Source organism: Arthrobacter sp. MYb224, from assembly GCF_002975455.1.
In the GTDB taxonomy this organism is placed as follows: domain Bacteria; phylum Actinomycetota; class Actinomycetes; order Actinomycetales; family Micrococcaceae; genus Glutamicibacter.
Genome location: NZ_PCPU01000002.1, coordinates 533,822 through 559,805 on the forward strand (window position 1 = coordinate 533,822; position 25,984 = coordinate 559,805).

Sequence of the window (25,984 nt, forward strand, 5' to 3'; positions counted from 1 at the left end):
ACCACCCACGAATGCCTTGTGGGTGGTTCAATGAGTTCATGGCTACTTCGGTTCTTTTTATCTGCTCGCGCAATGCAGGCAAGTCGCAAATGGCTGCGGCATTGATGGATCTTGTTTCTGGCGGCACGGTCACCAGCTATTCGGCCGGTACAAACCCTGGCACCGTGATCAATCACGAGGCGGTCGATTCTTTGGCCGAAACCGGTGCAGACATGTCTGCCGGAACGCCTAAGGCTATTGATTCATCGGTCGTGGAGAAGGTGGACCGCGTAGTCATCTTGGGGAGCGAAGCCAACCCTAGCATTGACGAAGCGATCCCCACCGAACGCTGGATCACCTATGAACCGAGCGAAGACGGGGTCACCGGTGCGGAACGGATGAATATGATCCGTGACGAAATTGCAGATCGCGTTCGCGAACTGTTCCATGAACTGGAGAAGTAAGATCACCACGAGCAAGACCAAGCAGGGCAAGAATTCATGGTGGCTTCCAGGCATCTGCCTAGTCCTCACTGGCTGGTGCGCCAACCAGTACGTATCGCTTATTAGCTGGTACCAGCAGCACCGCGAGTTGAACGAAATTGAAGCGATGCTGGTGATGGGCAGCTATTTGCTCGGCATGATCCCCACTTTGCTCTTGGGCGGGCCCCTGGCCGACAAATTTGGCCGCAAGCCGTTCACGCTGCTGGCGCTGACCGCGTCCACGCTGGGTTCGGTTGCCATGATGTTCGGCATGGTGAACGACTCCGGGTTGTATCTCGGACGTGTCTTCACCGGAATGGGGATGGGACTGGCGATGGTCGCGGTGACCAGCTGGGTTAAAGTACTGAGCGTCGGTCCGGCAGGAGCCACTCGTGCGGCCCTGTGCACCTCGGCAGGCTTTGCCTTGGGACCGATAATTTCCGGGGCAATAGTTGGCGCGAGCGCTAGCCCCGAACTGGCTTATGGAATTCACGCCGTAGCTGCTGTGTCTTGGCTGCTGCTGATCACCACAGTCAAGGAAGAAAAAGCTCCCAAACTTCGAACAGCTGGAGGCAGCACCACGGCGGAGAATCTCGCCCGCTTCAGATTCGTCGTTCTTCCAGCGGCTCCGTGGGTCTTTGGGCTGGCCGCTAGTGGCTTTGCCATAGTTCCCGCATTGAGCACGGACGCTGGCCAGTCATCGCTGTTCTACACCACCGCCGCGGTTGCCATCACCATGGGCATGGGAGTGATCATCCAGCCACTGGCCAAACGATACAACAACACCAGCAAGGTGAACCTATTGCTCGCCGGGCTCACTCTGGCGGTCCTGGCTTTTCTCTTGATGATCGTGGTTTACACGACCGGCTCCGAAGCCTTGGGCGTCCTCGCCTTTATTCTCTCGGGTTCGGCAAATGGCGTCTTGCTGGTGGCTGGGTTGAGCCAGGTGCTTGACCTTGCCGGATCGGCAGAAATGGGCAAACTCACCGGACGGTTCTATGCGGTGTGCTTTATCGGATTTAGCTTCCCGACCCTCTTCGCCATGTGGCGTCCATTCGCGGACCCCATCTGGTTTATCGCGTTGCTAATCGGGCTTTGCTTGCTCAGCATGGTGTGCGTATTTGCCGCGCGTAGAAACCTTCCGGCAAGGACACTGGATCTAGTAGCTAGCTAGTTCTTGGTTCCGCTGAGTTTCTTGAGCAATTCGGTGGTGCGGTAGGGGATCACGTCGCGCAGAATCATCGAGGTAGATGTGCGCGTGATGCCAGGACATAGGCGGATCTCTTCGGAGACTCGATATAGATCATCTGGATCGGTGGCCGAGACGCGGATCAACAAGTCGGTTTCACCGGCCGGTGCAACACATTCGAGTACCTCTGGGATGCCGCGAAGTGCCTCGATGGCTTCATTCAAACTTGACTGGTTGAGCTCTGCACTGACGAACGCGCTGACTCCGCGCCCCATCGAGCTTGGCAGGATCCGTGCGGTATTTGGACGCAACGCGCCAGAGTGGGCCAGCCGTTCCAGCCGGGTCTGCACGGTGCCGCGGGCCAAACCCAGCTGCTGTGCCAGCATCATGATCGGCACTCGGGGATCGGCATCCAGGGCCAACAGGATTCGGCGGTCGGTCTCATCGAGCTGATACGTTTCCGAATGCATATGGAGTTTCTCCTGTGCTGGCAAGTTGGGTGGGCGGCGGCGTAAGTGCCTTCATAGGATTTTAGTCAAAATGACCAGCCGCACCCAAGTGTGTTGCACGGTCTGACCGGTTTTGTTGCGTCTAACTCATTATGTGTCATCGCCCGGATGCAGTCGAATCTTCGAACACCGGCTTATCCACAACTTGCCTATTCCCACACCAAATAACCGCAAATAACAGTAACCTATCAAGTATGAGGTTTATGAGATTGGAAGACGTCGCCGAAGAGTTGAACGTCAAGCTTCCGCAGGTACGCGCACTGGTGAAAAGCGGCGAGCTTCCGGCGATACAGATTGGTGGACGTGGCATGTGGCGGGTCGAAAGGGTCGAATTGGAAAACTACATTCAGCACCGCTACGCCCAAGCCCGCGACGAAATCAGCGACGGCAGCGAATAGCGCATGTGTAGGCGACAGCAGTAAATCCCGACCGAGGGACAGCCCCGGACGGGATTTACCTCTAGGAGTGCAACTACCCCTGCATAAAACGTTCCAAAGATGCCTTCACAAAGGGAGCTTGGTCTTCGTAGTTCTTCGCGAATCGTTCATCGGCCACGTACATCTCGGCCAACCCCAATACATATTGCCTAAGCTGTGCTTCATCTCCCTCATGGCCCGGGGTTCCGGGGATGCTATTGAGCCAAGCTACATGCTCCGCAGCAATTTGTTGGGCTCGGTCACCAGCTGGGTCTATGCCTGAACGCCCAGCCTGTATCCACTTTTCATTTAGGTCTTTCACCTGCTGCAGCTGTGCGGCCTGTTGGTCCTTCGACTGTCCGCGCCACCACTGATCCGACTTTACGTAGCTCTCTTGGCCCCAACGGGCGACTACCTCGTCTTTGTATTGTTCGTTGAAGCCGTCGAAGGCTTGATCTACATTCATGCTCTCTCCTGATCTTAGCGATTGGATGGTGTGCCTCAGGGCGTTGATTTGGGCATCTAAAGCAGTGCGTTGGTTCCACAACTCGGTGATATGGGTTTGGAGGGCAGAAATCTCATCTTGATGCTCATCAATGATTTCGCCAATGGTTTCCAGCTTCAGTCCCAACTGACGCATTAGAAGAATGCGCTGCAGGCGCACCAACTCATGCCGGGTGTAAAAACGGTACCCATTGTCTGCGGTCCAGCTCGGATGGAGTAGACCGATATGGTCGTAGTGGCGCAGGGTTCGACTGCTCACACCTGCGGCCCGTGCCACTTCACTGATCGAGTGCGCACCACCGGGATTGGTCGACAGAAAATCGTTCATGGCTACCACGCTAAGGGTTGACGCAGCGTCAAGGTCAAGGCGTAATGATGTTTCTGCAGACAAAGTTGTCCTGCAAATGCCAACCTTGTGTAGATTTACTATGAATGCCGATTTCGGCACCGACTGCACCCGCACCAGGAGCGGACTTGGCACCGACCATTACCCAACGCCGTTGGGCGCTGTATACGCTGTTTTTCCTCCCCGGGCTGACGATGTCCTCTTGGGTAACCCGTACACCGGCCATTCGCGATCTGCTCGAAGCTACCCCCGCCAAGATGGGGCTTGTGCTCTTCGGCTTATCCGTAGGATCGATGCTTGGAATTATCTTCTCCGGAAAGCTCGTTGCGCGTTTCGCGGCCCGTCCGGTGATCCAAGCAGGCTCATCCGCCGTGGTTATCTCTATGCCGCTGATTGGAATAAGCGCCCACTTCCAATTGGAATGGTGCGTCGCCGCGGGTCTATTCATCTTCGGCGCCGGAATGGGCAGTGCAGAAGTTGGCATGAACGTGGAAGGCGCCGAGGTGGAACGAATCACCAAGAAGCCATTCCTTGCGAGCCTGCACGGCTTCTTCTCGCTCGGTACCGTCATTGGGGCGAGCCTCGGGATAGTCTTCACGTCGCTGGCCTTCCCTGTAATTTGGCACTTGGTGCTCAGCGGCCTGCTTTCCCTCGCGCTATTCCTCTACGTCAATCGCTATCTTCCGCAGGGAACCGGAAAAATCGATACGCACAGGCAGGATGGAGAAGTGCCGCAGCGCACCGCGCGGTTGTGGCTGGATCCTCGCTTGTTGCTGATCGGCTTCATCGTCTTGGCGATGGCGCTCGCCGAAGGGTCCGCCAATGATTGGCTCCCGCTGGTCATGGTGGACGGCCACGGGTTTGACCCGGCCGCGGGCTCCCTGATTTTCACCGGCTTCGCGTTGGCGATGACCATTGGCAGGTTCTGCGGCGGCTGGTTCATCGCACGTTTCGGCGCGAGCCGGACCTTTGCCGTGAGCGCCTTCCTCGGTGCGTCCGGCCTGTCCGGCGTCATCTTTCTCGATAACCCGGTTCTTGCAGGCAGCGCAGTCATTCTGTGGGGAATCGGCACCTCGCTCGCATTTCCGCTGGCGATTTCTGCCGCTGGAGCCTCAGGAAATGATCCTGCAGGACGCGTCGCCGTAGCAGCAACTATTGGATACATCGCATTCCTGGTCGGCCCGCCACTCCTCGGATTCGTGGGTGATGAATTTGGGCTGCGTCAGGCATTGATCCTGCCTTTGGGGTTTGTCATCGTGGCGATGTTCTTGTCCTCCGCGGTGTCCGAGCGAAAGATCAAGATTGAAAGAGTCCATAGCGAAGCCGTTGAAGACAGTGATCCACGACACTAAATTCAGTGGATTCGGCAGAATGTCGGCTCTAAGGTACCTCAAAGTATTAGGACTGATCATATTGATCACTCATCAACAGGTCGGTTGCACACAGTGATTGATTTGGTATTTACTGGTTTCAGTTGAAGTCATCGGGTTACCACCTGGCATGGCTTACGCCGGTCACCGTAAAGATCACCCACATCTTCGCGGGCGCATCTAGACACGGGACAAATACACCGTCGTCGGGCATCAAAAGGTCTGATCAAGAGACCCGTACACGCTTCCCCGTTTGAGGGGAAACGTGTACGGGTCTCTTTGGCGTTGTGCCACGGGGCAGTGCAGCCCAAAACGATCCGGACCGCCGCAACCGTTGAACTTGTCGACGCTGTGACACCGGTGGCCGACGCGCTGAAACAGCTCCTGGGGTCCTAGAATCAGACTCGCTCCTCTGACAGAATGAGCCCGTGGGAGCACATACGTTGAATATGAGAAGCAGCCGGAACTTCTGGAGTCCCTGGTGGGCCCAGATCGTTGCGGGGTTATTCGTTGTACTACTTGCGGTTGCTCCTTGGCTTTGGTTGTGGCTCGGGCAACGAGACGAGTCGCTGTTGCCTGCTCCGGATTCCGACGCAGCGGGCCTGATTATTGTTTTCTCCCTTGTCGCTCTGCTCGGCGGTTGGTTTGCCCGAATCATTGGGCGGCGCGCGACGAGCTTCGCGATTCTGACCGATGTGGGCATGATGCTCTCCCTCTTGGGACTAGCGGCGCATTGGATATTGGGCGGCGAGCCGAATTTTCTGCAGGGGGGTGCCAGCCCCGAAACCCAAAGGGAGCTATGGGTTTTCGGAACGCTGCTGGTGATTTCCCAGATCCTCTATTTTGTCATCGCAAAATTGCGGCTGAGCGTGGTGGCCCTGCTGGTCGCAGTGCTCGCATTCAGCGTGGGGCAATGGATGCAAATGGTGGCGACGTATACTCCGGCCGATCCAAACATCTATTCCTCGCTGACCTATGCCGGCCCGTTGCTGCTCGGATTCGTGCTGGGATTCCTTGGTTTTCTCCGAGCCTGGCATCTGGTCCTCTGGATTATTGCCTTGGCAATTCAATGGATCATGCCCGCGGTGATCTCCGCGGTGGTCACGATCTTGGAAAACCCTGAGGGGTCATGGGGCGCATCCTTGAGCAGATTCGGCGAGCTGACCGTAGCTGCCGTACGGCAATCCGACTGGATCATTCCGGCGTTGGTGACGCTTGCGACGGCGATGCTAGTGAGCGTCATTCTGCTAATTGTCCGCAAGGTCAGGCGGCGCTCCTACTAGCCCCGCTGCGGCCAATGCGCTCGCAGCCTTGGAATGCAGGCAAATTCTGGAATACTCGAAGGAGATTGGACCTCCAGCACCGGGCACCACCTGACGTAAAGGAAGATTCGTGATGGACAAGAACTACACCAAGGTAGCAAGTTCCCTGTTGGCTCAGGAATTGGGCGATCTTGAATTAGCGAATCCGATTAAGCCAGGGAGCTACTCGGCCCAGCGGATCAGTTCCGCTTCCGGCGCCACGCTCGTGCAGATCGCTTTTGACGCAGATGTCGAATTGGCCGAGCATAAGGCAGCCACTCCCATCATCGTGCAGGTTCTCGACGGGCAAGTGGACTTCAGCGTCGGTGATCAGACCCATCAACTGAGCTATGGCGGAATGATCCAGTTGGAGGCCGGTGTGGTCCACGCCGTTTATGCGGAAAACCCTGCCCGCATTTTGATTACCTTCATCGACGTTTAGCGCTGTAGTAGCTGGCCGTTCCCATCTCCGAATAATTCTGCGCTGAGTTCCACGACCGGCAGCGACACAGAAGCGGCCAATGCCGAGACATGGGTGGCAGGCACGGGCAGCCAGCGCAATTGGTATTCGGCCGGGCGCTTCACCTCGGTCCACTGACCTTCACGCTCGGCGCGAAGCGCACGCGCCGATAGCACCGGGACGGCGGACGGCTCTTGGCGTAGCCCCGTGCCGGAGGCTTTGAGCAGAGCCTCCTTGGCCGACCATGCGATGAGGCGCACCCTATCCGCATTGGCCTCTCGACGAACCAGTCTGCGTTCCGCGGCGGTGAGCGCCACGTCATCAAAACCGGCAAAGACGCCTTCGGGAGAAAAGCCGGGCCCCCGCTCAATGTCGACTCCAAGGTCGATCCTCTTCGGGCCGACTGCCGCGATGAACATTTTGCGGGTGCGCGAAAGCGAGATGGAATGCTCTGGGGATGCAGGTTTCCCATGCTCTACAGAACCGCACGAAGTGCAGCGACGTGAGATCCGCAGCTGCGCGGCCATCGCCAGATCGCCGTGCTGGACATGCGCCAGCAGTAAGCGCAGCAGCGTGCGTGCCCCGAGGAAGGCCTCGCGGTCTTCGGCCTGCAGGAAGTCGGTTGCGCGCCTCGCTTCGGTGCCAAGAATCTGCTCTGGACCGCCAAAGTTCTCCGCCGCCAGCTCGACCTCGCGGGCGGTAGCCACCGCGTAGAAAATCTGTGACTGAGAATTATCGATGCCCATGTGCTCAAGCCTACGTGCTGGAATTCTGGAGGGGACGCACAACGGGTCACGCCGGTCGAGGACCGGCGGAGCGCCTAGTGCATCGGAAAAGTAAGCCACCTTACCTCTGCGTGTTTTAAGACGTCGATCTGGGAAAATGATGTGCGAGTCGGGCCCGATTGTGGGAGGGTGTTGCGTAGAAGTACTTTCGGTGGCGAGCTTGGGGCGGCTCTCCTTGTGGGGTGGGTGCCGATTGAACGAACTAGCACAAGCCGCTCGGACATTGCCAGATGCCTTATGAACCGTGATGGATGAGCGTCGCCGACTGATATCAGGTAGGGACTTATGAGGAATCCGGGACGCACCGCAGCACTGGCCTTGGCCGTGACCATGACGATCGGAACCGGCGCTCAGGCAGCCGCAGCGCCACCGGCATCCGCAGATGTGCCGAACTCCTTGCCGACGGCGAAGCTCACCGTCCAATCCGCCAAATCGGCAACAATCAAGCGCACCACGGCAAACCTGCGGTTGCGCGAACGGGCCACAACCTCCTCAGCCACGTTGCTGGTGATCCCGATGGGCACCAAAGTCAGCGTGCTGGCGACCAGCCATGGTTGGAACAAGATCAAGTACGGCGGGAAAACCGGGTGGTCCGCTGGCTCATACCTGGAAAAAGACTCGTCCACCACGGATTCCAAGGGCGGTTCGGTGCGCTATACGACGGCGAACCTCAACCTGCGCACCGGGGCCGGGACCGGCTACCGTTCGCTCGGTGTGATCCCCAAGGGGGAGAAGGTCACGGTTTCGAAGACGTCCAGGGGATGGGCCAAGGTGACCTCGTCAAAGGGGACCGGTTGGTCCAGCGCCAGCTACCTGACCTCGAAGGGTTCTTCGTCGAAGCCGAGCATCCCGAAAACGGAATCTTCGGAGGGCTCGCGCTATACGACCGCCAACTTGAATCTGCGCACCGGGGCCGGAACCGGCTACCGCTCGCTTGGGGTGATCCCGGAGGGCGAAAAGGTCAATGTCCTGCGCACCTCGGGCAACTGGGCCCAGGTCTCGTCCTCGAAGGGGACCGGTTGGGTCAGCCGGACCTACCTGGGCGGTGGCGCCTCCAATTCCGGACCAGAGACCCCGCCCACCGCCAAAAAGTCAGCGTACACCACGGCAAACCTGAACGTGCGCTCCGGGGCCGGAACCAACCACCGTTCGCTCGGCGTGATCCCCAAGGGCGAGAAGGTCACTATCCACACGACCTCCAGCGGCTGGTCGAAGGTAAGCTCCTCTCAAGGCACCGGTTGGGCCAGCAGCGCGTATTTGTCCACGAGCGCCAAGAGCGACAGCCAGCCCAAGGATGACGACGACAGCGTCCGCCCTATCGGGGGCAGCACCCAGTGGACCACCGCGAACCTCAACCTGCGCAGTGGGGCCGGCACCAGCCATCGTTCGCTCGGCGTGATCCCGAAGGGGGAAAAGCTCACCGTCCACCTGACTACGGCGGGCTGGTCGAAGGTGACCTCCTCGGAGGGGACCGGCTACGTCAGCGCCGACTACCTGAGCGACGAAAAACCGTCCAGCGCGCAATACCGCTGGACAACCGGCAGCTTGCATCTGCGCACCGGCCCGGGGACCAATTATGCAAGCAAGGGAATTCTCCCGGCCTATGGGCGAGTGCAGCTGATCAGCGCGCAGAACGGCTGGGCCAAGGTGACCAGCGGCGTCGGCACCGGATACGTCAGCTCCCGCTACTTGAGCACCGCCGAGCTGCACCCGGTGCGCAGCGATACCCAAGGGGTCATCAAGCAGCTGCGGCAGCTGTTCGCCGGTGACTTCACCTCGCTGGGCACGGTGCGTCCCGGATCCGTTGGCCACAGCTCCGGCAAAGCCGTGGACGCGATGATCGGCAATTACCACAGCGCCGCCGGAATCGCCGCCGGAGACCGCATTTCCCAGTTCCTGCTGGACAACCGCAAGCAGCTGGGAGTCCACTACCTGATCTGGCAGGACAAGATCTGGCTATCTGAGGCGAAGGGCTGGGAGCCGTACTCGACCTCTGGCAAGTACGGCACCCAGTTCACCGACAACTGGAATGACACCACCCGGCATATGGACCACGTCCACGTGGAAACCTACGGCGATTCCGCCACCGGAGGCGCTCTGGATTACAGCGCGCTGAACGGCTAGGCAAGTAGAGGGCTGCGGATCCTGTCCCCTGAGGGCAGGGCCGCAGCCCTTGCGTTTCCCTGCAGGGGTATTGTGTCTCACCGCACGCGCAAGGACAGACTCTGCTGCGCTTCAGCCGCGGAATACGGCATGTTGGATCTCCACCGAGATCCTGTATTTCTTATTGCTTCGAGGAATGGAATGACCTGAAGCGATCATCCGGAAAAAGCGCCAATCGGTAAATCAGCAGTCCGGGCTCCGACCGGTGCCTGGCATGGGCGCTCTTAGCCGGGCGCAGCAATGGTAGTTGATAGCTGCCCGCGGTTACCTATCCAGCCATGACGGTGCCGCGGCGCTTAGCTCTTGTTATCCTCGGCCCAACGGTGTCATTCTGAGGTATGGGTGCGAACATCACTTGGTATCAACCTAGCCGCCGCCGGGCGTCGGCTGCAGCCATCGTGGCGGCGCTCGCCGTGCTGCTCTCCGGTTGTGCTCCCACCGAAGGGGCCGAGGACTACCCCGTGCCGCATCACAGCTTCGTCAGTCGCCCGGATCTGACGCCGCCGAAAATGGCAGTTTCGCACGGCGAACTCGCGGCCGCGGAGCAGGAGGCAATGAGCGAGTATATTTTCCTGACCCCGGGCTACGAGACCGGCACTCCCTCATCCGGGGCGATGATCTTCGATGCCCAAGGCGAACTTGTCTGGATGGAACCGATCGACCCGGAGGACCCGAAGGACAACTATTTTGACCTTCGTCCGCAGGAATACCGCGGCGAAACAGTATTAACGGTCTATCAGGGTACCAGAGACGGGGGCCGCGGCAATGGCGAGATTCTCATTCTCAACGCCGCCTACGAACAGATTGCCAGCGTCACCACCGGCGGTTCTCTAGGTCCGGGCAAGGCAGACTTCCACGACTCGACCATCACCGCAGCCGGCACCATGCTGATCGCCTCCTATGTGCCCACCCCGGCCGATCTGTCTGCCGTGGGAGGCCCGGAGGATGGAAACATCGAAGATGCGGTGATCCAAGAGGTCGACATTGCCAGCGGCGAGGTGATCTTCGAATGGAGCGCGCTGGATCATGTTCCGCTGACGCAGACGATGCTGGATTTCGACTCCGAACGGGCCGCGCAGACGGAGGACGAGGACGAACTGGGCACCGCGGAAAAGCCTTTTGACTACTTCCACATTAATTCGATAACCGAAGACCACGACGGCGCAATTCTCGTCTCGGCCCGGCATACTTCGGCGGTGTACCGGCTGGACCGCACCACCGGGGAGGTGGTCTGGACGTTGGGTGGATCGGCCAGCGACTTCGACCTCGATGAGGATGCCGTGTTCGTCTGGCAGCATGACGCGCAGCGAGCACCCGACGGGACGCTGACGCTGCTGGACAACCACGCCAAAGGAGATGAGAGCGAACGGTCCTCCCGGGGGCTGCGGCTGTCACTGGACGAGGGGGCAATGACCGCCTCGGTGGTCACCGAGTATGCTCCGCCGCAGGAACGGGCGGCCGGCAGCATGGCCAACGCCCAAGAACTGTCCAACGGCAACATGCTTATCGGCTGGGGCTCGCAGTCCTATTTTTCGGAATACAACCATGATGGTGAATTGCTCTACGATATCTGCCATGGCGATGCCTGCTACCCGGAAGGATTCTCTGGGGGAGGCACCAGCTACCGGGCGTACAAGGCTGCGTGGCACGGGCAACCATCGACCGACCCGCAGCTCACGCTCCGGGATCGCACCGCATACGTCTCCTGGAACGGTGCTACCGAGGTCGCGCAATGGCGCCTGCTAACCGGGGACGACGCGGCAACCGCAAGCGAACAGGCCACCGTCGAACGGGAGTCCTTTGAAACAGCCATCCCGTTGCCCGGCGATGCACGGTACGTCGTTGTTGAAGCCTTGGACGGCAACGGTGAGGTGCTTGGCAGCGCAATGCACCAGGAGTAAGCGACTGGCAGGTAGGCCGGTGTGGATTTCGACAGCTCGGCTCGTCGGGCTAGCTCGCTGACTCCGACACAAGTGGCCGCTGCATCGCCGAAGGCCCGGAGCAAGGCCATGGCCTTGTCTTCGGCGGTGCGTGCATCGCGGGATTCCGGATCCTGGGAAGTCAAACATGAAGTGGGCCGATCTGCATGCAATTCATTGCCTGAAATCGGCGGAATCCACCATCACCGGATTCGGCGATCTAACCGCGGCGGGGATCCGACATGCATCCCCCAAGATTGCATGTCGGATCCCCGATTTCCGCCCCCAGCGGCACCGGCTCAGCGCACCACGATGGTGATCGCCTTGCTGGTCCGATCGACGGTGATCTGGTCCCCGCCGGCTCCATTGAGCGCAGGCAGCGCCGCGGACTCGGCGTTCGGCACCGGCTCGACCGGGCTATCCGCGCCAGCGTCCGCACCTTCAACCGGTGGCACGGTCTCGCTCACGCCCTGTGCTTCGTCCAGGACGCCGGCACCGGCGTCGGCCGGCTCCTGGGCCCCGAGCGGATGCAGCGGTGCACCCGGCCGCCAGAAGGTGTAGCCCCAGTTCGCCGACCACTTATAGGACCACCGCGAGCGGTTCCCGTTGGCCCGCAGCAGCACGTTCGTGAAGCGCACGTCGTGCCCGCTGCGCGCCAGCATCACCGGGCCGGGATTGCCCGCGAAGCTGAACTGGTCCAGTACGGATCCGTTCGGAGCGTGCGAGCGGAAGGTCAGTCCGTTCAGCCGCACCGTGTTGATGCCCGGGTTGTAGAGCCGGATGTTGGCGCGGATATAGGTGTCGCGGCCGGAGCCGAGGAAGACCGGGGTGACCTGGATCGAGTACCAGATCCGGGAAGCGGCCTCGAGCGCCTTGCGGGCGTCGATCCGGCCGAACCCGAAATGCTGGTCCCGGCCCCCGGAACCCAGGTCCCGCGCCGTCAGCTTGATGATGTCCTCGACCTCCCAGGAGCGCAGCGCCGGATCGACGGCAAGGATCAGCGCCATCAGTCCCGCGACATGCGGTGTCGCCGAGGAGGTGCCGTTGAACGTGTTCACATAGTTGCCGCCGGAGTAGCCGCCGGATCCCATGATGTCGGTGGTCGGGATCTTGACCCCGGGCGCCACCACGTCGACCTGCGGGCCGTAGTTCGAGCCCCACCAGGTCTCGCCGTCGAGGCTGGTCTTGCTCTTGCGCTGGTCCCACTGGTTGCTGGCCCCGACCGCGAGGAAGCCGCGGATCGAGGGGGAGAGGCGGGCCGGGTAGCCGACCCCGAGAATGTCGCCGTTGCCGGTGGCCGCCGCGATCGGGGTGCCCCGGCCGCCGCGCCCGGTGGCCTGGGCGTAGCGGAACGCGTTGGTCACCACGGTGCTGGTGGGGCTGCCCCACGAGTTGGACAGCACATCGGCCCCGAGGTCGACCGCCTTGCGGACGCCGGCGGCGATGATGGCGTCGGTGGTGGACCAGAAGCCGTTGCCGATGCCGTAGGCGATGCGGATGTGCCGCACCCGGCTGTTCGGCGCGACACCGGCAATGCCGCGCCCGTTGTGGGCGGTGGCCGCGACGATCCCGGCGCAGGCCACCCCGTGGCCATCGGCCGACCTGGGGGCCGGGTTCGGGTCGTTGAAGCGCGCGTCGTAGCCCGGGGCCAGGACGTAGTCCTCGTGCGCGTTGCCGCCCTCGTCGATGACCGCCACCGAGATGGCGGAGCTGCCGCGGGTGATGTCCCAGGCCTCGGGGCAGCGGATCTTCCTGATGCCCCACTGCGCCGGCAGCAGCGGGTCGTTGGGCGTGAACGCCGGGCCGGTGCCGTTCGGCTCGGCCGTTTCCACGAGCTCCTCCAGGGTGCTGGTCAGCCGCGGGGCGATCCGCACGAAGTTCGGCACGGCGTACTCCACGCCCTCCTGCTCGTGCAGCTCGTTGGCGATGGCCAGCGCGGAGTCCGGCGCGCGGGTGGTGCGCAGCAGGTAAGCGCCGGGCTCCGGGTAGTCCTCCCGGACGGTCTGAAGATGGTGCTTTTTGATGAGCTTCGCCGCGGCGTCGGCGCCGGGCTCGAACTTGGCGATGAGCTCGCCCTGGTCGATCAGCGCGCTCGGCGCGTCTTCGCCGTCCCCGGCCTGCGCGGCCACCGGCTCGTAGATGTCCACTGCCCCGGCCTCCGCGGCGGCTTGCGCCCCGGCTGGCCGCGCGAGCGGCGCGTCCTCGACGCGCATGACCACGAGGTTCTGGTCGGTGACCCGCAGCAACTGGACCGGGTGCTGCGGGTCGTGGGATGCCGCCGCGGCGCGGGCGTTCATGGCCTCGGCCTGATCCGCGTCTGCATGGATGGCGACGAAGTTCGGTGATGCGGCCAGCGGAACCCGCTCGCCGTCGGCGTAGTAGTAGGCCTGCGCCTCATTGTTCTCTGACATTGGATTGCTCCTGGAGCCGATAACGGATGCGGCGCCCCTTTGCGCCGCACCCCCTAGGAGCGCCGGCGGCGGCCGGTGATACACCGCCGCGCAAAAAGTTTCCGCTCAGCTGCCCGGGCCGGCCCGCCAGTCGGAACCGAACCAGGCGAAGCTGCGCTCCAGCGGCCCGTCGCAGGCCGCGGCGAGCGCCGCGGGCCCCTCCTGCCCGGAGGCGAGCCGGCGGTGCAGGCCTGCCATGGTCCGCTCTGCCAGGGCGTCGGGGATGTCGGTCAGCGGTGCCACGACGGCGCCCACCCCCATGGCGAGCAGGCTCGAGGTCAGGCCCAGCGCCTCGTCCCCGGGGCGCAGCCGCCCGCGCCCGGCGCTGCAGGCGGAGAGCACCACCAGCGAGGCGCGGATCGGCACTTGCTCCAGCTCGTGGGCGAACAGCGAACCGCCGTGCAACCGCAGCGAGGAGAAGAGCGGGCTGTCTTCCCGGTGCTGCCCGTGGGCGGCGATGTGGACGACGTCGTAGGCGGCCAGGGCGGCTTTGAGCGCGGCCGGTTCGGCGGGGACCGGCCGGGCGCCGGCCCAGCAGCCGGCCACCGCCGCGCATTCGGCTTCGGCCAGCGCCAGCCCGGGACCGGCAACCACGGCCACGCTGGGTGGGCCGGCAAGCCTGACGCCGCCGGCAGCCCAAGCCGCAACCGAGCGGCTGAGCGTGAAACCGCGGTGCCGCAGCCGCGGCAGCATGCCCCAGGGCAGCCTGGCCAGCTCCCCGCTGGGGATGATCACCAGCGGGGCGTTGCCGAGGTCCTCGGGCAGCACCAGTTGCTCGAGCCGTTGCAGCGCGGCGTTCAGCGAGGAGCGCACCGCGCGGGACAGCGGGCCCGCCGGCGCGTTGCCGGCCGCCGCGGTGTCGGCCAGGGCGGCGGCGATCAGGTCGGAAACCTCTGCCCGCCCGGCCAGCGGCAGCAACCGCGCCGGAGCGCCAGGTGCCAGCTGCACCAGATGCAGTGCGTCCGCGGACCAGAAGTAGCTGAGCACGCCCACCGCTGACAGCTCGGCACGGCCCACCGGCCCGGGCAGGCCTTCCGGTTCATGGGTGCGGTGGGTCCAGTGGTGCTCGCGCAGCTGCCTTTCGATTCTGCCGGCCGCGACGCGCAGGGCACCTGCCGGACCCGGTGCGGCGGTGCGCAGCTCTTCGCGCAGCCGGCGCAGCGTGGCGAACAGGGCGGCGGCCGCGTCGTCCGCGGGCGGCAGGACGGAGGGCACCTCGGCGAGCGCCGCCCGCCAGCGTTCGGTGGCCCGCAAGGCGGCCCAGCCGTCGCCGCTGGCAGCCACCCGCTCTAGATCGGAGCGCATGATGGGGGCCAGATGGACCGCGACGGCGGTACGCAGATCCAGGCTTGCCATGCCGGCCCGGGCGGCGGCGGTATCCCGCGCCGCGGCGCGCAGCAGGCGGCCGCGCCGCGCCGGGTCCGTGGTGGTGCAGAGCCCTGCGAGGATGGCCAGCAGGCGCGTGGAAAGGTAGGGGGAGGCACGCATGCGGCGCAGGCCGCGCAGGGCCTGCGGATCGCCGAGCTCCGGCTCGGGTCCCTCCGCGGCGGCGATCAGCTGCAGGGCGGCGGCCCGATCCGCGAGCCAGGGCCGTCCGGTGGCTCGGGCATCGGCGGCCAGGGCCGCGGCCTGCGCCGCAAGCTGCGCTTTCCCGGGCCCGGAGCCCAGGACCAGCGCTTCGAGCCGTGCGGCCCGGGCCTCCTGGGTGCGGGCCGTTTCGCCGCGCCCCGCGGCCTGCGCCAGGACCCCCTCGGCGAGGCGGACCGCCTGGCCGGGGTCTCCGGCGAGCGCGGCGCAGCGGGCCTGGTCCAGCCGGGCTTCGGCCCATTCTTCGGCCAGCCCGGCCAGCTGCAGCTCGGCCACGGCCTGCTCGAAGAGCTCGGTGGCCTCCTCGATGAGCCCGGCCTCCAGCAGCACGCGCGCGCGGTCGTGGCGCGCGACGGAACGGTCCACCTCGACCTCGAGCCCGTCGGCTTGTGCCATGAGCTGCAGGGCCGCTGGCAGGTCCCCGCGCAGATACTCGACGAATCCCAGGTTGTGCAGCGCCATGAACCGGTAGGCCGGCAGGTCCTTGCCCAGCTCCGCCGCCGCGCGCAGGTCCGCGGCGGCCTCGGCCAGGGCGCCGGTCTGCGAACCGATGGTGCCCTTGTTCAGCAGCAGCCGCACGCGGTCATCGAGCGGGAGCCGTGTTGCGTACTTCACCGCGGGCCGCAGCTGTTCCAGCGCCTCCTCGAAGTTTCCGGCTCTGGCGTGGAGCACCCCGGCCTGGATGCGGGCGAGCGCCACGAGATTGTCGTCTGCGGCGGTGGCGGCTTCCTGCAATACCGCCTCGATCTGCGCCAGCGCCGCGGGAAGCCCGCGCGCATCGCAGATCAGCCAGGATTCGGTGAGCCGGATCCGCTGATCGAGGTCCATGCGCTCGGGCCGGGGCAGCGCGGCCAGGTGCCGGCGGGCGGTGCCCAGCAGCGCGCCTGCCTCGGGCAGCCGGTACGCAGCAATGGCCGCCCGGGCGCCCCGGTAGGCTTCGGTTGCGGCCGACAGGTGGTCCTCAAGCGGCATAACTAGAACTCGATGACTGGTGTCAGCACCGGCTTCGCCTCCGGGTCCGCGGGCCGCAGCAGGAACCGGATCGGCCCGTGCGGGATCGAGCGCCAGAGCAGCCGGCCGTTCACATCCGAGGTTGCCCAGTGCGCGGTGCTGCCCGCGTAGAGCGCCACGTCGAGCCCGCCGCCGGTCACCCAGCCATCCACGCGCAGCGACCCGTCCGGCTCCGGCGCGGTGGACACCATCAGCTGCAAGGCCGAGCTGGTGAAGGTGACCGAGTCGGTGGCGCTGGTTTCGGCGGCGCGCAGCGCCGGAGCCTGGCCTTCCAGCAATGTGGCAAGCTCCGCATTGAGGGTGGCCAGGGAGAGCGCAAAGAGCACCGTGTCGTCCAGCGTGGGCGGCGGCGGGTCCAGGGTGTCATAGATCGCCGCGAGCTGCTCCAGGATCGCGGTATCCAGCCCGTCCAGGGGCCGCTGGTGCGGCTCGAATTGCTCGTTCATTGGGTGCTCCAAGCCGGGTCGGCGGTCAGGTAGGTGCGCAGGGTGTCCAGGCAGCGCCCGCGGGTGGGGCCGATGGACCCGACCGGGATGCCCAGCGCCGCGGAGAGGGCGGCGTAGTCCGGCGCTCCGCCGCGGCTGATGACGCGCAGGATGGCCTGGCAGCGCGGCGTCAGTCGGGAAAAGTGCGCCCAGAGCGTGCGCCGGGCCTCATCGCGCAGCAGCGCCTCGGCCGGACCTGGCATGGGGCCGGGGCCGAGGTCTGCTGCACCGGGTTCCGGGTTCTCCCAGGGTTGGGTGCGCCCGCGATCGCGGGCCACGCGCCAGGCTTCGCGCCGCACCGTGGTGCCCAGCCAGGCGAGCACGGTCTGCGGGTCCCGGATGGTTTCCGCCCGATCCACCAGCCGCAGCCAGGCGGTCTGGACCACATCCTCGGCGTCGGCGCGCTCGAGCCGGCAGCTGCGGGCCAGATGCCACAGCGTGGGATTCAGCAGCCGCACCAGCTCTTCGAGCAGTTCGCGCCGGCCGCCGCGGAACTCTTCGAAGAGGGTTGCGGCCTGCCCGACGAGGTCAGTATCCCCGGTCATGGCCGTTGCCAGCCCAGCGTGGTTCCCAGCGCCGTCCATCCGCGTTCCAGGCGTTCGGCCAGCCCGGTGGCGGCGGTATCGGCCAGGGCACGGGCGAGCTCGGCGGCGAGCACCGGGGCGGAGAAGGAGGTGCCGCTCCACACCCCGAAGCCGCCGGTGAAGTCATCTGGGTCCAGCGTGGCGCGCGGCAGCCCGGAATTCTGCAGGGCGGCGATCATCTGCCGGTCCCCGCCAAGGTGCGTGGGCATCGTGGAGACCAGCGCCGCGCCGGGGCGGTGGCAGCTGACCCATGGCCCGGCGTTGCTGAAGTAGGCGACGCTGCCGTCCGGGTTCAGCGCGCCGACCGAGCACAACGGAAGCAGCCCGGCGGCTGCAGGTCCGGCGGCGAAGCCTGCCGGGTACATCGGGGCGGTCGTGGAGTTGTTGCCGGCCGAGGCGACGACCAGCACGCCGAGGCGGCCGAAGTCCTCGAGCAGCGTGCGCAGCGGGGCATCGGCAAGCCGGTCCGCCGGGGCCTCGTGGTAGTAGCCGAGCGAGAGGCTGAGCACGTCGATGAGCTCCGCCTGGTCTCCGGACGCAAGGGCGGAGAGCTGGCCGGTGCGCAGCGACTGGAGCGTGGCGATCAGGCAGGATTCGGAAACCACGCCGTCGTCGGCCATGACCGGGATGCCCAGGATGCGGGCCTCGGGGCAGCGTTGGCGGATGAGCCCGGCGATGAACGTCCCGTGGCCGGCGAAGGGCGGCAGCGTGCCGTCCAGCGGGTTGCGCACCGGTTCGGGGACCGCGCAGCCCGGTACCGTCCCGTGCCGCCCCAGCAGCTGCCCGTCGACGTGGACCTCTGCGGTCGCGGTGGCCGGGTCCTGGAACCAGGGATGCTGCTCCAGGCCGGTGTCCGGCACGACCACCACGGGCGCGCGCTTGGTGCGCGGGCGGCCGTCGAGCGGGTCCGGCAGCACCACCGACACCGGGGTCCGACCGCCCATCCCCGGTGCTCCGTAGCTGGTGGCCGGCGCCCCGGCGACGCCAGCGTAATAAGGCACGCCCGCATAGTAGGGCACCCCGGCGTAGTACGGGGTGGCGACCAGCGCGTGGTCCAGGGCCACCCCGTCAGCGGCCCCCGCCCGGCGCAGCCGCCTCAGCAGCTGCCAGGCGTCGACATCCTCCGGGTCGCCATGCAGCACCAGCCGGCTGACCGGCGGTGCGAGCTTCACCGGGGCCTGTTCCCGGCCGGGCTCGATGCCCAGCGGCGTGGCCTCCACCTTGATCCCCAGCTCACCGGCCACCTTGTTGATGGCTGCGAGGCGGCCGGCGATCGTGCTCGGCTCCGCTAGGAGCAGCAGGGAATTGGCCACATAGGCGGTCGCACCGCCGGAATGCGGCACCACCGTGCGAAAGTTCCAGGCCGCTGCGACCAGCGGGTCAAGGTGGGGGAAGGGATTGCTGGCGACGGTCAAGTGCTCGGTCATGATGGTCCTCTCAAGGTCGAGTTCTTGAGACTTAGGAGGGATGAGGCTCCGCGGTGATACATCAATGCTGGAACAGAATTTTCGGCACCATTCCAATATGCCTGCATCCTACGCCGGATCCGGGTTCCGCGCACCGCTGGAGCGCCTGCTCAAGGCGCAGCCCCGGCCCATGCAATGGGCTAGCGGAGCAGGGCAGGGGCGCCGCACATAGAATGAAGTGGTGAGCGAGCAAACTGAACGAGAACTTTTCGAATTAGTGCAACCCATCATCTTGCGGATCGATAAGGAAGATCCGTCTACCGAGGATGAAGGGATCTCGGCGGTGGCCCGGGCCGCGGTCATTGCCTACCTGCAGAATCCGCAGAACCCGGAATGGCAGACCTGGGCTAGCCAGGCCTTCGCGAAATCGGTGCGCCGCGCGAATCCGAAGATGTTCGCCAAGGTCTTGGAAATGTTCCCCGAACAGATGATCAGCGAGGTGGGCAAGGCCCAAGCCGTCGGGTTGCCACCGCTTCCCGCCACGGACTTGCCCAAGCTGATCGCCAAGCTGCAGGTCTCCGGAACCGAGCTGCCAAAAAGCGACGAGGCGCTGGTCGCCTCGGTGAACATCGTGCTGAACAAGTCCTTGGACATGTCTACGGGTAAAGCCGCCGCGCAAGCAGCCCATGCGCTCTTCGCCTGGCTGACCGAGGCACGGCCAACCATCATCGAAGGTTGGCTCAAAGTCCACGCGCCGGTTGGCATCAAGCAGCTGCCGCGCAACGAGTTTGATCGGCTCTCCGCTCAAGCGTCCGGTCCGGTGATCCAGGACGCCGGGCGAACCGAAATTGAACCCGGCTCGACCACCGCATTTGTTCTCTGCGCTGAGTCGTAGAGCTCAGCTTTAGCTCGGGTATCCGCGAGCCTCATTTGTGTGTCATGATTCTTTTTGGCGGTAACAGTCATGTCACCACAGCGGATGGCTGTTCACTTTCGTGAGCCACTGAGGATCGGCAGAAATGCCTTGTCACGAAGGTAAATAATTTCATGCATGCCAACCGTGTACTGAGTCTTGCGCTCGCAGCGGTATTAACCGTGGGGCTGGGAATGCCGGCTGCCGCTTCAGCGCAGATTCGACCGGAATCCGCGGTGGAAATTTCCGCGGTGAAAGCGAAGATCTCCAAGAAGACCACGGCGAATTTGATTCTGCGGAAAACCGCGTCAAGCACATCCGCCGCGCAGCTGGTGATTCCGAAAAATACCACGCTATCGGTGATCCGGAGCAGCTCCGGATGGGACCAAGTAAGTTTTGCGAAGAGGACCGGATGGGTCTCATCAAAATACCTGACCACGGTTGGGGTTCCCAGCGAGTCCAAGCCCAAGGCAAGCGTTTATCGCTACCTGAAGTCTTTCCAGCCCCTGCGTCAGAAGGCCTCTGCCGCAGCGCCTTCGCTGACCGGTGTGATCCGTAAAACCAAGGTTCAACGACTCGGGTCTTCGGGAGCTTGGACACGCATTAAGGCCGGACGCACGATCGGGTTCGTACCGACCAACCAGCTTTCCACGTCCCTTCCGGCCGCAGTGCATCGGTACACGAAGTCCGCGCAAACGGTCTACAAATCAGCTTCCACGAAGGCATCCACCGTCACCCGTGTCGGGGCCGGTGCAAAGCTCGAATGGTTGCGCACCTCGGGAAGCTGGGCTTATGTCTCCGCGTCCGGTGCCAGGGGATGGATATCCGCAAAGCAGCTATCCAGCACGAAGCCAAGGGTCGATAAGCTCATTGGGAATCGGTGGATGATCACTCATACCGTGGTGCGCCAGGGCAACTGGAACAAGGCCAAATCCTTGGGGATGATCAAGGCCGGCGACAAGGTCGGCCTCTACCTGAGCAAGGGGTCTTGGTCCAAGGTGCAGACAACGCGCGGGACCGGTTGGGTGCCCACCAGCAGCCTCGTGAGCAGTTATTACAAGCCCCATTCCGCCGCATCCCGCTGGACCGTGAAGCAGACGGCACTGCGCTCGGGCAACGCTGGATCGAGCCGGCGGCTAGGCACCGTGGCCAAAAACGAAAAGGTGTCCCTGCATGGCACCTCCAACGGTTGGTCCCGAATCAAATCATCCAAGGGTACCGGCTGGGTGGCCACCCGGGACCTGACCGCGAGCAAGCCCGTCGGCAACGTCCTCAAAGGCCATCGTTGGACGGTGCAATCCGTGGCGGTGCGCGCCAGCCCTTCGGCAAAAGCCAAATCCTCTGGCACCATCCGTGCCGGGCAGAAGGTTGGGTTCTACACCGCCAGCGGCTCGTGGTCCAAGGTGAAAACCTCCCGAGGCACCGGCTGGATAGCATCCAGCGCGCTGGTCAACAGCGCCTACAAACCGCTGAACAGGCTCAAACGCTGGACTACAAGCAACGTGCACTTGCGCGCTGGCTACTCCAGGGCGCACCAGTCCCTGGGGGTGATCACCTTGCACCAGCCGGTCACCGCACACGGAAGCGCCAACGGCTGGACGCGGGTGAGCACCTCCGAAGGCATCGGGTGGATCAGCTCCGGCTACCTCTCGGCTGCCGAGCCCACGAAGCCTGCGCCCGACAAGCAGCAGAGCAACAGCTACCGATGGACAACAGCCAACGTCAACCTGCGGGCTGGCGCCGGGGTCCACCACCGGGGCAAAGGCGTCGTTCCTTCGGGCGAGAAGGTCACATATTTGACGTCCAGCACTGGCTGGGCGAAGGTGAAAACTTCCAGAGGCAGCGGATGGATCAAAGAAAGCTACCTATCCCGGCGGGCCCCGGCGGCCCTCCAACCGGATGCGCGACGCGTCATGAAGGCAATCGACGGCCGATTCCGCGACACGGTCAGCGGCATCCACACGATTCGCAGCGGCTCGGCCGGGCATAGCGCAGGCAAAGCAGTGGACTTGATGATCCGGGACTACAAGAACAAGCGCCGGATCGCTGAAGGCGATGAGCTGGCCCAGTTCCTGATCGACAACCGCGCTCAACTGGGTATCTATTACCTCATTTGGCAGGACCGGATTTGGCTTCCGACGACAGGCTGGACTGCGTACTCCGGGTCCGGCAAGTACGGAAACCAGTTCTCGAATAACTGGAACGACACCACCCTGCATTTGGACCACATCCACGTCGAGGTCTACGGGGACTCGGGCACCGACGGCAGGCTGGATCTCAGCGCGCTGCCACGCTGAGCGTGAAAGCTGCTCCGTCGGAGGGGCTCGCGGCATTGCCGCCGAGGGCCCCAAAAGTGCCGCGAGGAGCCAACCCAAGAAGGGCCAGTCCGAGATCTCGGACTGGCAACGGTGGCAGGCCTAGTGCGCGCCGGCATGCATCTGGTCTGCTGGTGAGATGGACAAATTTATGCACAATCCGGAAATTCAGGTAGACCGACCAGCCGCAGGCTGGAGCGGTCGCATCGATGGGACCGGCAAGCAGCACCTGCGCTGGCATCAGCACGTCGCCACCGGGCCCTCCGGGATGCCCGCGCCGCAGGCAGGTGGCCGACCGGTGGCCCTCCTCGGCTTCGCCTCGGATGCAGGAGTGCTGCGAAACCAGGGAAGAATCGGCGCAGCCAAAGGGCCAGCCGCCCTGCGTGCCGCGCTCAGCTCGCTTGCCATCCATGAATCGCGCATGGTGTGCGACGCCGGTGACATCGTGGTGGTCGGCGACGAGCTTGAGGCAGGCCAGCGGCGACTAGCCCAGAGCGTGAGCCAGCTGCTCAAGTCCGGGATGCTTCCCGTAGTCCTCGGGGGCGGGCATGAGACGGCCTACGGATCCTTCGGCGGCCTTTTTGATCGGCTTCAGCACCAGCCGGATGCCCGCATCGGAATTCTCAATCTTGATGCGCACTTCGACCTGCGCAGCGCACCACGGCGAAGCAGCGGGACACCGTTCAAGGACATAGCCAACGATATGCACGCCGCCGGACGAGAATTCAACTATGCGGTTCTTGGCATCAGCCAGCCGAATAACACGCGGCTGCTATTCGAAGAGGCAAAGGCCCTCGGCGTCACGTATCTGCTCGACGAGCAATGCGGGGCAGGATCTTTGGGGCAGGTCGCCGAGTTCGTAGATCTTTTCCTGCAGGGCATCGATCAGCTGTATCTGACGATCGATCTCGACGTCTTGCCCGCCGCGGTTGCGCCCGGGGTGAGCGCGCCAGCAGCCTACGGGGTTCCGCTAGAGGTAATCCATGCGGTCTGCCGGCAAGTTGCGCAGAGCGGAAAGCTTGCCCTGGTCGATGTGGTCGAACTTAACCCGCGCTTTGATCTGGACGGACGTACCGCGCGCACCGCGGCGCGGCTGATCAACACGCTGGCAGGGGTCTAGCAACCACATATATTTCACAATAATTGCGTCACCAAATTTGAATGTTTGACCCCTCAAACATTATGCTGTGTGCAAGCGGATTTTTCGTGGCGATCAAATGTGAAATGGTGTGGGCAACGGTGCAAACAGCGCAAAGTAGACGACATGGGTCGCGGCTTCTGCGCGCCCTGACCCTGACCTGCGCTTTAGCGCTGGTGCTCGGCGGATGCGGTGCGTCCAAGGAGCCGGAAGTGAAGCCCGCGCAGGACGGCCGTCCGGTGGTGCTGACGACTTTCACGGTCCTTGCGGACATCGCAGAAAATGTTGCCGGCGAACATCTGCGCGTGGAATCGGTGACAAAGCTGGGGGCCGAAATCCATGGCTACGAACCAACCCCGGACGACCTGCGACGTGCCTCCCACGCGGATCTGATCCTCGACAACGGGCTGAATCTGGAAGCCTGGTTCGAGCAATTTGTCCACGACAATCCGGCACCGCACCTGACGGTCAGCGACGGGGTGGAGGTCATCTCCATCGCCGAAGATGCCGGTATCGGCAAACCCAACCCGCATGCCTGGATGAGTCCGCTGAATGTCAAGATCTATGTGGACCATATGGTCCAAGGCTTCAGCGAACTCGATCCCGAGCACGCGGCGGACTTTGCCGCAAATGGCGAAATCTATAAGAACAAGCTGCAAGCGGTCCAGGACCAGCTAGCGGCAGACCTCGCCCAAGTGCCGGAGCGGCAACGCGTGCTCGTCTCCTGTGAAGGGGCCTTCAGCTATTTGGCCCGCGATGCCGGACTGCGCGAAAAATATCTCTGGGCGGTCAACGCCGAATCCATGGCCACCCCGCGCAAGGTCGCGGCAGCCATCGACTACATTCGCGAGCACGAGGTTCCCGCGGTCTTCTGCGAATCGACGGTCTCCGACTCCGCCATGCAGCGCGTGGTCGAATCCACCGACGCCGCGTATGGCGGAACGCTCTTCGTGGATTCCCTCTCCGAGCCCAACGGTCCGGTGCCCAGCTATCTGGACCTCATCACCCATGACGCGCAAACCATCGCCCGTGCCCTCCGAGGAGAACTCAAATGACACTTGCAATCGACGTTGACGCAGCGACGGTTCACTATGGAACGGTCCTCGCCCTCGATAAGGCCTCGGTGCAATTGGAGCGCGGATCCGTCTGCGGATTGGTCGGCATGAACGGTTCCGGAAAATCTACGCTATTCAAAACCATTATGGGGTTGCTCAAGCCCGATACCGGCAAGGTGCTGGTCAACGGGTCCAGCCCGCTGCAGGCGCGGAAATCCGGGGCTATCGGCTACGTCCCGCAGAATGAGGCGGTCGACTGGGACTTCCCGATCTCGGTGCGCGAGGTCGTGATGACCGGACGCTACGGGCATATGGGCTTCACCAGGCGTCCGAAAAAGGCGGACCAGATCGCGGTGGACGCCGCGCTCGAACGCGTGGACCTGGCCGAGCATGCGGGACGGCAAATCGGGCAATTGTCCGGCGGGCAAAAGAAGCGCGCCTTCGTGGCCCGCTGCATTGCCCAGGAATCAAACATCATGCTCCTGGATGAACCATTCGCCGGAGTGGATAAGCGCAGCGAAGCGACAATCACCAAGCTCTTGCGCGAGGTGGCGGACCAGGGCGGAAGCGTGCTGATCTCAACCCATGACCTGCACGCCTTGCCGACCTTGGCGGACCAAGCGATCCTCTTGATGCGCAAGGTCTTGATGCAAGGAGACCCGCAATTGGTCTTGCAACCTGAAAATCTTGCCATGGCCTTTGGCCTGGATCCGATGAACCGAGGCGGCGCAGCATGAATCTGATCGAGTTATTAGCCGAACCGCTGAGCTACACCTTCATGGTGCGAGCGCTCGCCGTCACGGTCATCGCGGCGATCCTGTGCGCGGTGCTCTCCTGCTGGCTGGTGCTGATCGGCTGGTCGCTGATGGGAGATGCGGTCTCCCATGCGGTGTTGCCCGGGGTTGTGCTCGCTTACATTGTCGGCGCGCCCTTCGCTTTGGGGGCCCTGGTCTTCGGCTTCCTAGCCGTGGCGCTGATCGGGGGAGTCCGGGACACCTCCCGGCTGAAGGAAGACGCGGCCATCGGCATCGTCTTCACCACGCTCTTTTCCTTCGGCCTGGTGCTGATCTCGGTCACCCCGAGCCATCTGGATTTGAACCACATCATCTTCGGGAATCTGCTGGGAGTCTCGGCCGCAGATCTCTGGCAGGTCATCATCCTTGGGGCCGTGACCTTCCTGATTCTGGTCTTGAAGCGCAAGGACTTCACCTTGTACGCCTTCGACTCGACCCACGCGCACGCGCTGGGGATGAATCCGCGGTTGATCGGGGCGGTGCTCCTGGGCCTGCTCGCCATGACCTCGGTGGTGGCCCTGCAGGCAGTGGGGGTCATCCTGGTGGTGGCGATGCTGATCATCCCCGGGGCCAGCGCCTATCTGCTGACCAACAGCTTCGGCAAGATGCTGATCATCGCTCCGGGCCTTGCCGCGTTGGCTGGGATCATCGGAGTGTACGTCAGCTACTACGTGGATGCTTCAACCGGTGGCATGGTGGTGCTCTCGCAGGGCGCGATCTTCGTCTTGGTCTACCTGTTCAGCCCGCGGCAGGGACTGGTGGCGCACCGGCTCATGTTGCTGCGCCGCCGCAAAACCTTGGAAGCCGCCGCCAAATAGCGGCG

The 25,984-nt window shown here is 63.7% G+C and carries 22 protein-coding genes and 1 pseudogene; 14 read left to right on the forward strand and 9 right to left on the reverse strand.

Features of this window, described 5'->3' with window-relative positions; genetic code table 11:
- Nucleotides 1–38 precede the first annotated feature (38 nt).
- Nucleotides 39–443, forward strand: coding sequence for a low molecular weight phosphatase family protein (locus tag CQ017_RS05615; RefSeq protein WP_105552904.1), 405 nt, complete (start codon nt 39–41; stop codon nt 441–443).
- Entirely contained in the window at nt 427–1,635 is a 1,209-nt protein-coding gene (locus CQ017_RS05620; protein WP_105552905.1) for an MFS transporter, read from the forward strand. Before CQ017_RS05615 ends, CQ017_RS05620 begins: the two co-directional genes overlap by 17 nt.
- On the opposite strand, the gene CQ017_RS05625 is transcribed toward CQ017_RS05620, so the two are convergent.
- Nucleotides 1,632–2,120, reverse strand: coding sequence for an Lrp/AsnC family transcriptional regulator (locus CQ017_RS05625; RefSeq protein WP_105552906.1), 489 nt, complete (start codon nt 2,118–2,120; stop codon nt 1,632–1,634). The genes CQ017_RS05620 and CQ017_RS05625 overlap by 4 nt on opposite strands.
- Nucleotides 2,121–2,362: 242 nt before the next feature.
- Between CQ017_RS05625 and CQ017_RS05630 the strand changes: the two genes are divergently transcribed.
- Nucleotides 2,363–2,557 (forward strand): helix-turn-helix domain-containing protein, encoded by a 195-nt coding sequence (locus tag CQ017_RS05630; RefSeq protein ID WP_105552907.1) that lies wholly within the window; start codon nt 2,363–2,365, stop codon nt 2,555–2,557.
- A gap of 73 nt (nt 2,558–2,630) precedes the next feature.
- On the opposite strand, the gene CQ017_RS05635 is transcribed toward CQ017_RS05630, so the two are convergent.
- The gene (locus CQ017_RS05635) at nt 2,631–3,407 is read right to left on the reverse strand and encodes a MerR family transcriptional regulator (protein ID WP_105552908.1); all 777 of its coding nucleotides are present in this window, start codon (nt 3,405–3,407) and stop codon (nt 2,631–2,633) included.
- Nucleotides 3,408–3,553: 146 nt separating this feature from the next.
- On the opposite strand from CQ017_RS05635, the gene CQ017_RS05640 reads away from it, so the two are divergent.
- The 3 genes from CQ017_RS05640 to CQ017_RS05650 all read left to right on the forward strand — a co-directional run bounded on the left by CQ017_RS05640 (nt 3,554) and on the right by CQ017_RS05650 (nt 6,538).
- On the forward strand, nt 3,554–4,777 hold the full coding sequence (locus tag CQ017_RS05640) for an MFS transporter (protein WP_258133510.1): 1,224 nt from the start codon (nt 3,554–3,556) through the stop codon (nt 4,775–4,777).
- 446 nt (nt 4,778–5,223) lie between these two features.
- Entirely contained in the window at nt 5,224–6,078 is an 855-nt protein-coding gene (locus CQ017_RS05645; protein ID WP_146112433.1) for a hypothetical protein, read from the forward strand.
- A 112-nt stretch (nt 6,079–6,190) separates the two neighbouring features.
- The gene (locus CQ017_RS05650) at nt 6,191–6,538 is read left to right on the forward strand and encodes a cupin domain-containing protein (RefSeq protein ID WP_105552911.1); all 348 of its coding nucleotides are present in this window, start codon (nt 6,191–6,193) and stop codon (nt 6,536–6,538) included.
- On the opposite strand, the gene CQ017_RS05655 is transcribed toward CQ017_RS05650, so the two are convergent.
- The gene (locus tag CQ017_RS05655; RefSeq protein ID WP_105552912.1) at nt 6,535–7,302 is read right to left on the reverse strand and encodes a 4'-phosphopantetheinyl transferase superfamily protein; all 768 of its coding nucleotides are present in this window, start codon (nt 7,300–7,302) and stop codon (nt 6,535–6,537) included. The two genes, CQ017_RS05650 and CQ017_RS05655, sit on opposite strands and share 4 nt — an antisense overlap.
- 324 nt (nt 7,303–7,626) lie before the next feature.
- Between CQ017_RS05655 and CQ017_RS05660 the strand changes: the two genes are divergently transcribed.
- Both CQ017_RS05660 and CQ017_RS18345 read left to right on the forward strand, forming a co-directional pair.
- On the forward strand, nt 7,627–9,465 hold the full coding sequence (locus CQ017_RS05660) for an SH3 domain-containing protein (RefSeq protein WP_105552913.1): 1,839 nt from the start codon (nt 7,627–7,629) through the stop codon (nt 9,463–9,465).
- Nucleotides 9,466–9,842: 377 nt separating this feature from the next.
- Nucleotides 9,843–11,405 carry an arylsulfotransferase family protein gene (locus tag CQ017_RS18345; protein WP_105552914.1) on the forward strand — a complete coding sequence of 521 codons (1,563 nt, stop codon included), beginning with the start codon at nt 9,843–9,845 and terminating at the stop codon, nt 11,403–11,405.
- A gap of 32 nt (nt 11,406–11,437) precedes the next feature.
- Here CQ017_RS18345 and CQ017_RS18350 read toward each other — a convergent pair.
- From CQ017_RS18350 to CQ017_RS05695, 6 genes and pseudogenes are all read right to left on the reverse strand, one after another.
- Nucleotides 11,438–11,515, reverse strand: a pseudogene (locus CQ017_RS18350) (hypothetical protein); the annotation flags it as partial.
- Between the two features lie 207 nt (nt 11,516–11,722).
- A complete protein-coding gene (locus CQ017_RS05675; RefSeq protein WP_105552915.1) occupies nt 11,723–13,834 on the reverse strand; it encodes a S8 family serine peptidase in 2,112 nt (703 codons plus the stop codon).
- Between the two features lie 105 nt (nt 13,835–13,939).
- Nucleotides 13,940–16,432 (reverse strand): CHAT domain-containing protein, encoded by a 2,493-nt coding sequence (locus CQ017_RS18480; RefSeq protein ID WP_105552916.1) that lies wholly within the window; start codon nt 16,430–16,432, stop codon nt 13,940–13,942.
- A 2-nt stretch (nt 16,433–16,434) separates the two neighbouring features.
- Nucleotides 16,435–16,917, reverse strand: coding sequence for a hypothetical protein (locus CQ017_RS05685; RefSeq protein WP_105552917.1), 483 nt, complete (start codon nt 16,915–16,917; stop codon nt 16,435–16,437).
- Nucleotides 16,914–17,501, reverse strand: coding sequence for an RNA polymerase sigma factor (locus CQ017_RS05690; RefSeq protein WP_105552992.1), 588 nt, complete (start codon nt 17,499–17,501; stop codon nt 16,914–16,916). Before CQ017_RS05690 ends, CQ017_RS05685 begins: the two co-directional genes overlap by 4 nt.
- Nucleotides 17,498–18,967, reverse strand: coding sequence for a S8 family serine peptidase (locus CQ017_RS05695; RefSeq protein WP_105552918.1), 1,470 nt, complete (start codon nt 18,965–18,967; stop codon nt 17,498–17,500). The genes CQ017_RS05690 and CQ017_RS05695 overlap by 4 nt, the downstream gene beginning before the upstream one ends.
- 220 nt (nt 18,968–19,187) lie before the next feature.
- Between CQ017_RS05695 and CQ017_RS05700 the strand changes: the two genes are divergently transcribed.
- The 6 genes from CQ017_RS05700 (at nt 19,188) to CQ017_RS05725 (ending at nt 25,979) form a co-directional block, all read left to right on the forward strand.
- A complete protein-coding gene (locus CQ017_RS05700; protein ID WP_105552919.1) occupies nt 19,188–19,841 on the forward strand; it encodes a peptidyl-tRNA hydrolase in 654 nt (217 codons plus the stop codon).
- Nucleotides 19,842–19,993: 152 nt separating this feature from the next.
- A complete protein-coding gene (locus CQ017_RS05705) occupies nt 19,994–22,156 on the forward strand; it encodes an SH3 domain-containing protein (RefSeq protein WP_105552920.1) in 2,163 nt (720 codons plus the stop codon).
- 169 nt (nt 22,157–22,325) lie between these two features.
- Nucleotides 22,326–23,294, forward strand: a complete 969-nt coding sequence (hutG, locus tag CQ017_RS05710) for a formimidoylglutamase (RefSeq protein ID WP_105552921.1) — start codon at nt 22,326–22,328, stop codon at nt 23,292–23,294.
- Nucleotides 23,295–23,398: 104 nt separating this feature from the next.
- The gene (locus CQ017_RS05715; RefSeq protein ID WP_105552993.1) at nt 23,399–24,367 is read left to right on the forward strand and encodes a metal ABC transporter substrate-binding protein; all 969 of its coding nucleotides are present in this window, start codon (nt 23,399–23,401) and stop codon (nt 24,365–24,367) included.
- Nucleotides 24,364–25,104, forward strand: coding sequence for a metal ABC transporter ATP-binding protein (locus CQ017_RS05720; RefSeq protein ID WP_105552922.1), 741 nt, complete (start codon nt 24,364–24,366; stop codon nt 25,102–25,104). The genes CQ017_RS05715 and CQ017_RS05720 overlap by 4 nt, the downstream gene beginning before the upstream one ends.
- Nucleotides 25,101–25,979 (forward strand): metal ABC transporter permease, encoded by an 879-nt coding sequence (locus CQ017_RS05725; protein WP_105552923.1) that lies wholly within the window; start codon nt 25,101–25,103, stop codon nt 25,977–25,979. Before CQ017_RS05720 ends, CQ017_RS05725 begins: the two co-directional genes overlap by 4 nt.
- Nucleotides 25,980–25,984: the final 5 nt, after the last annotated feature.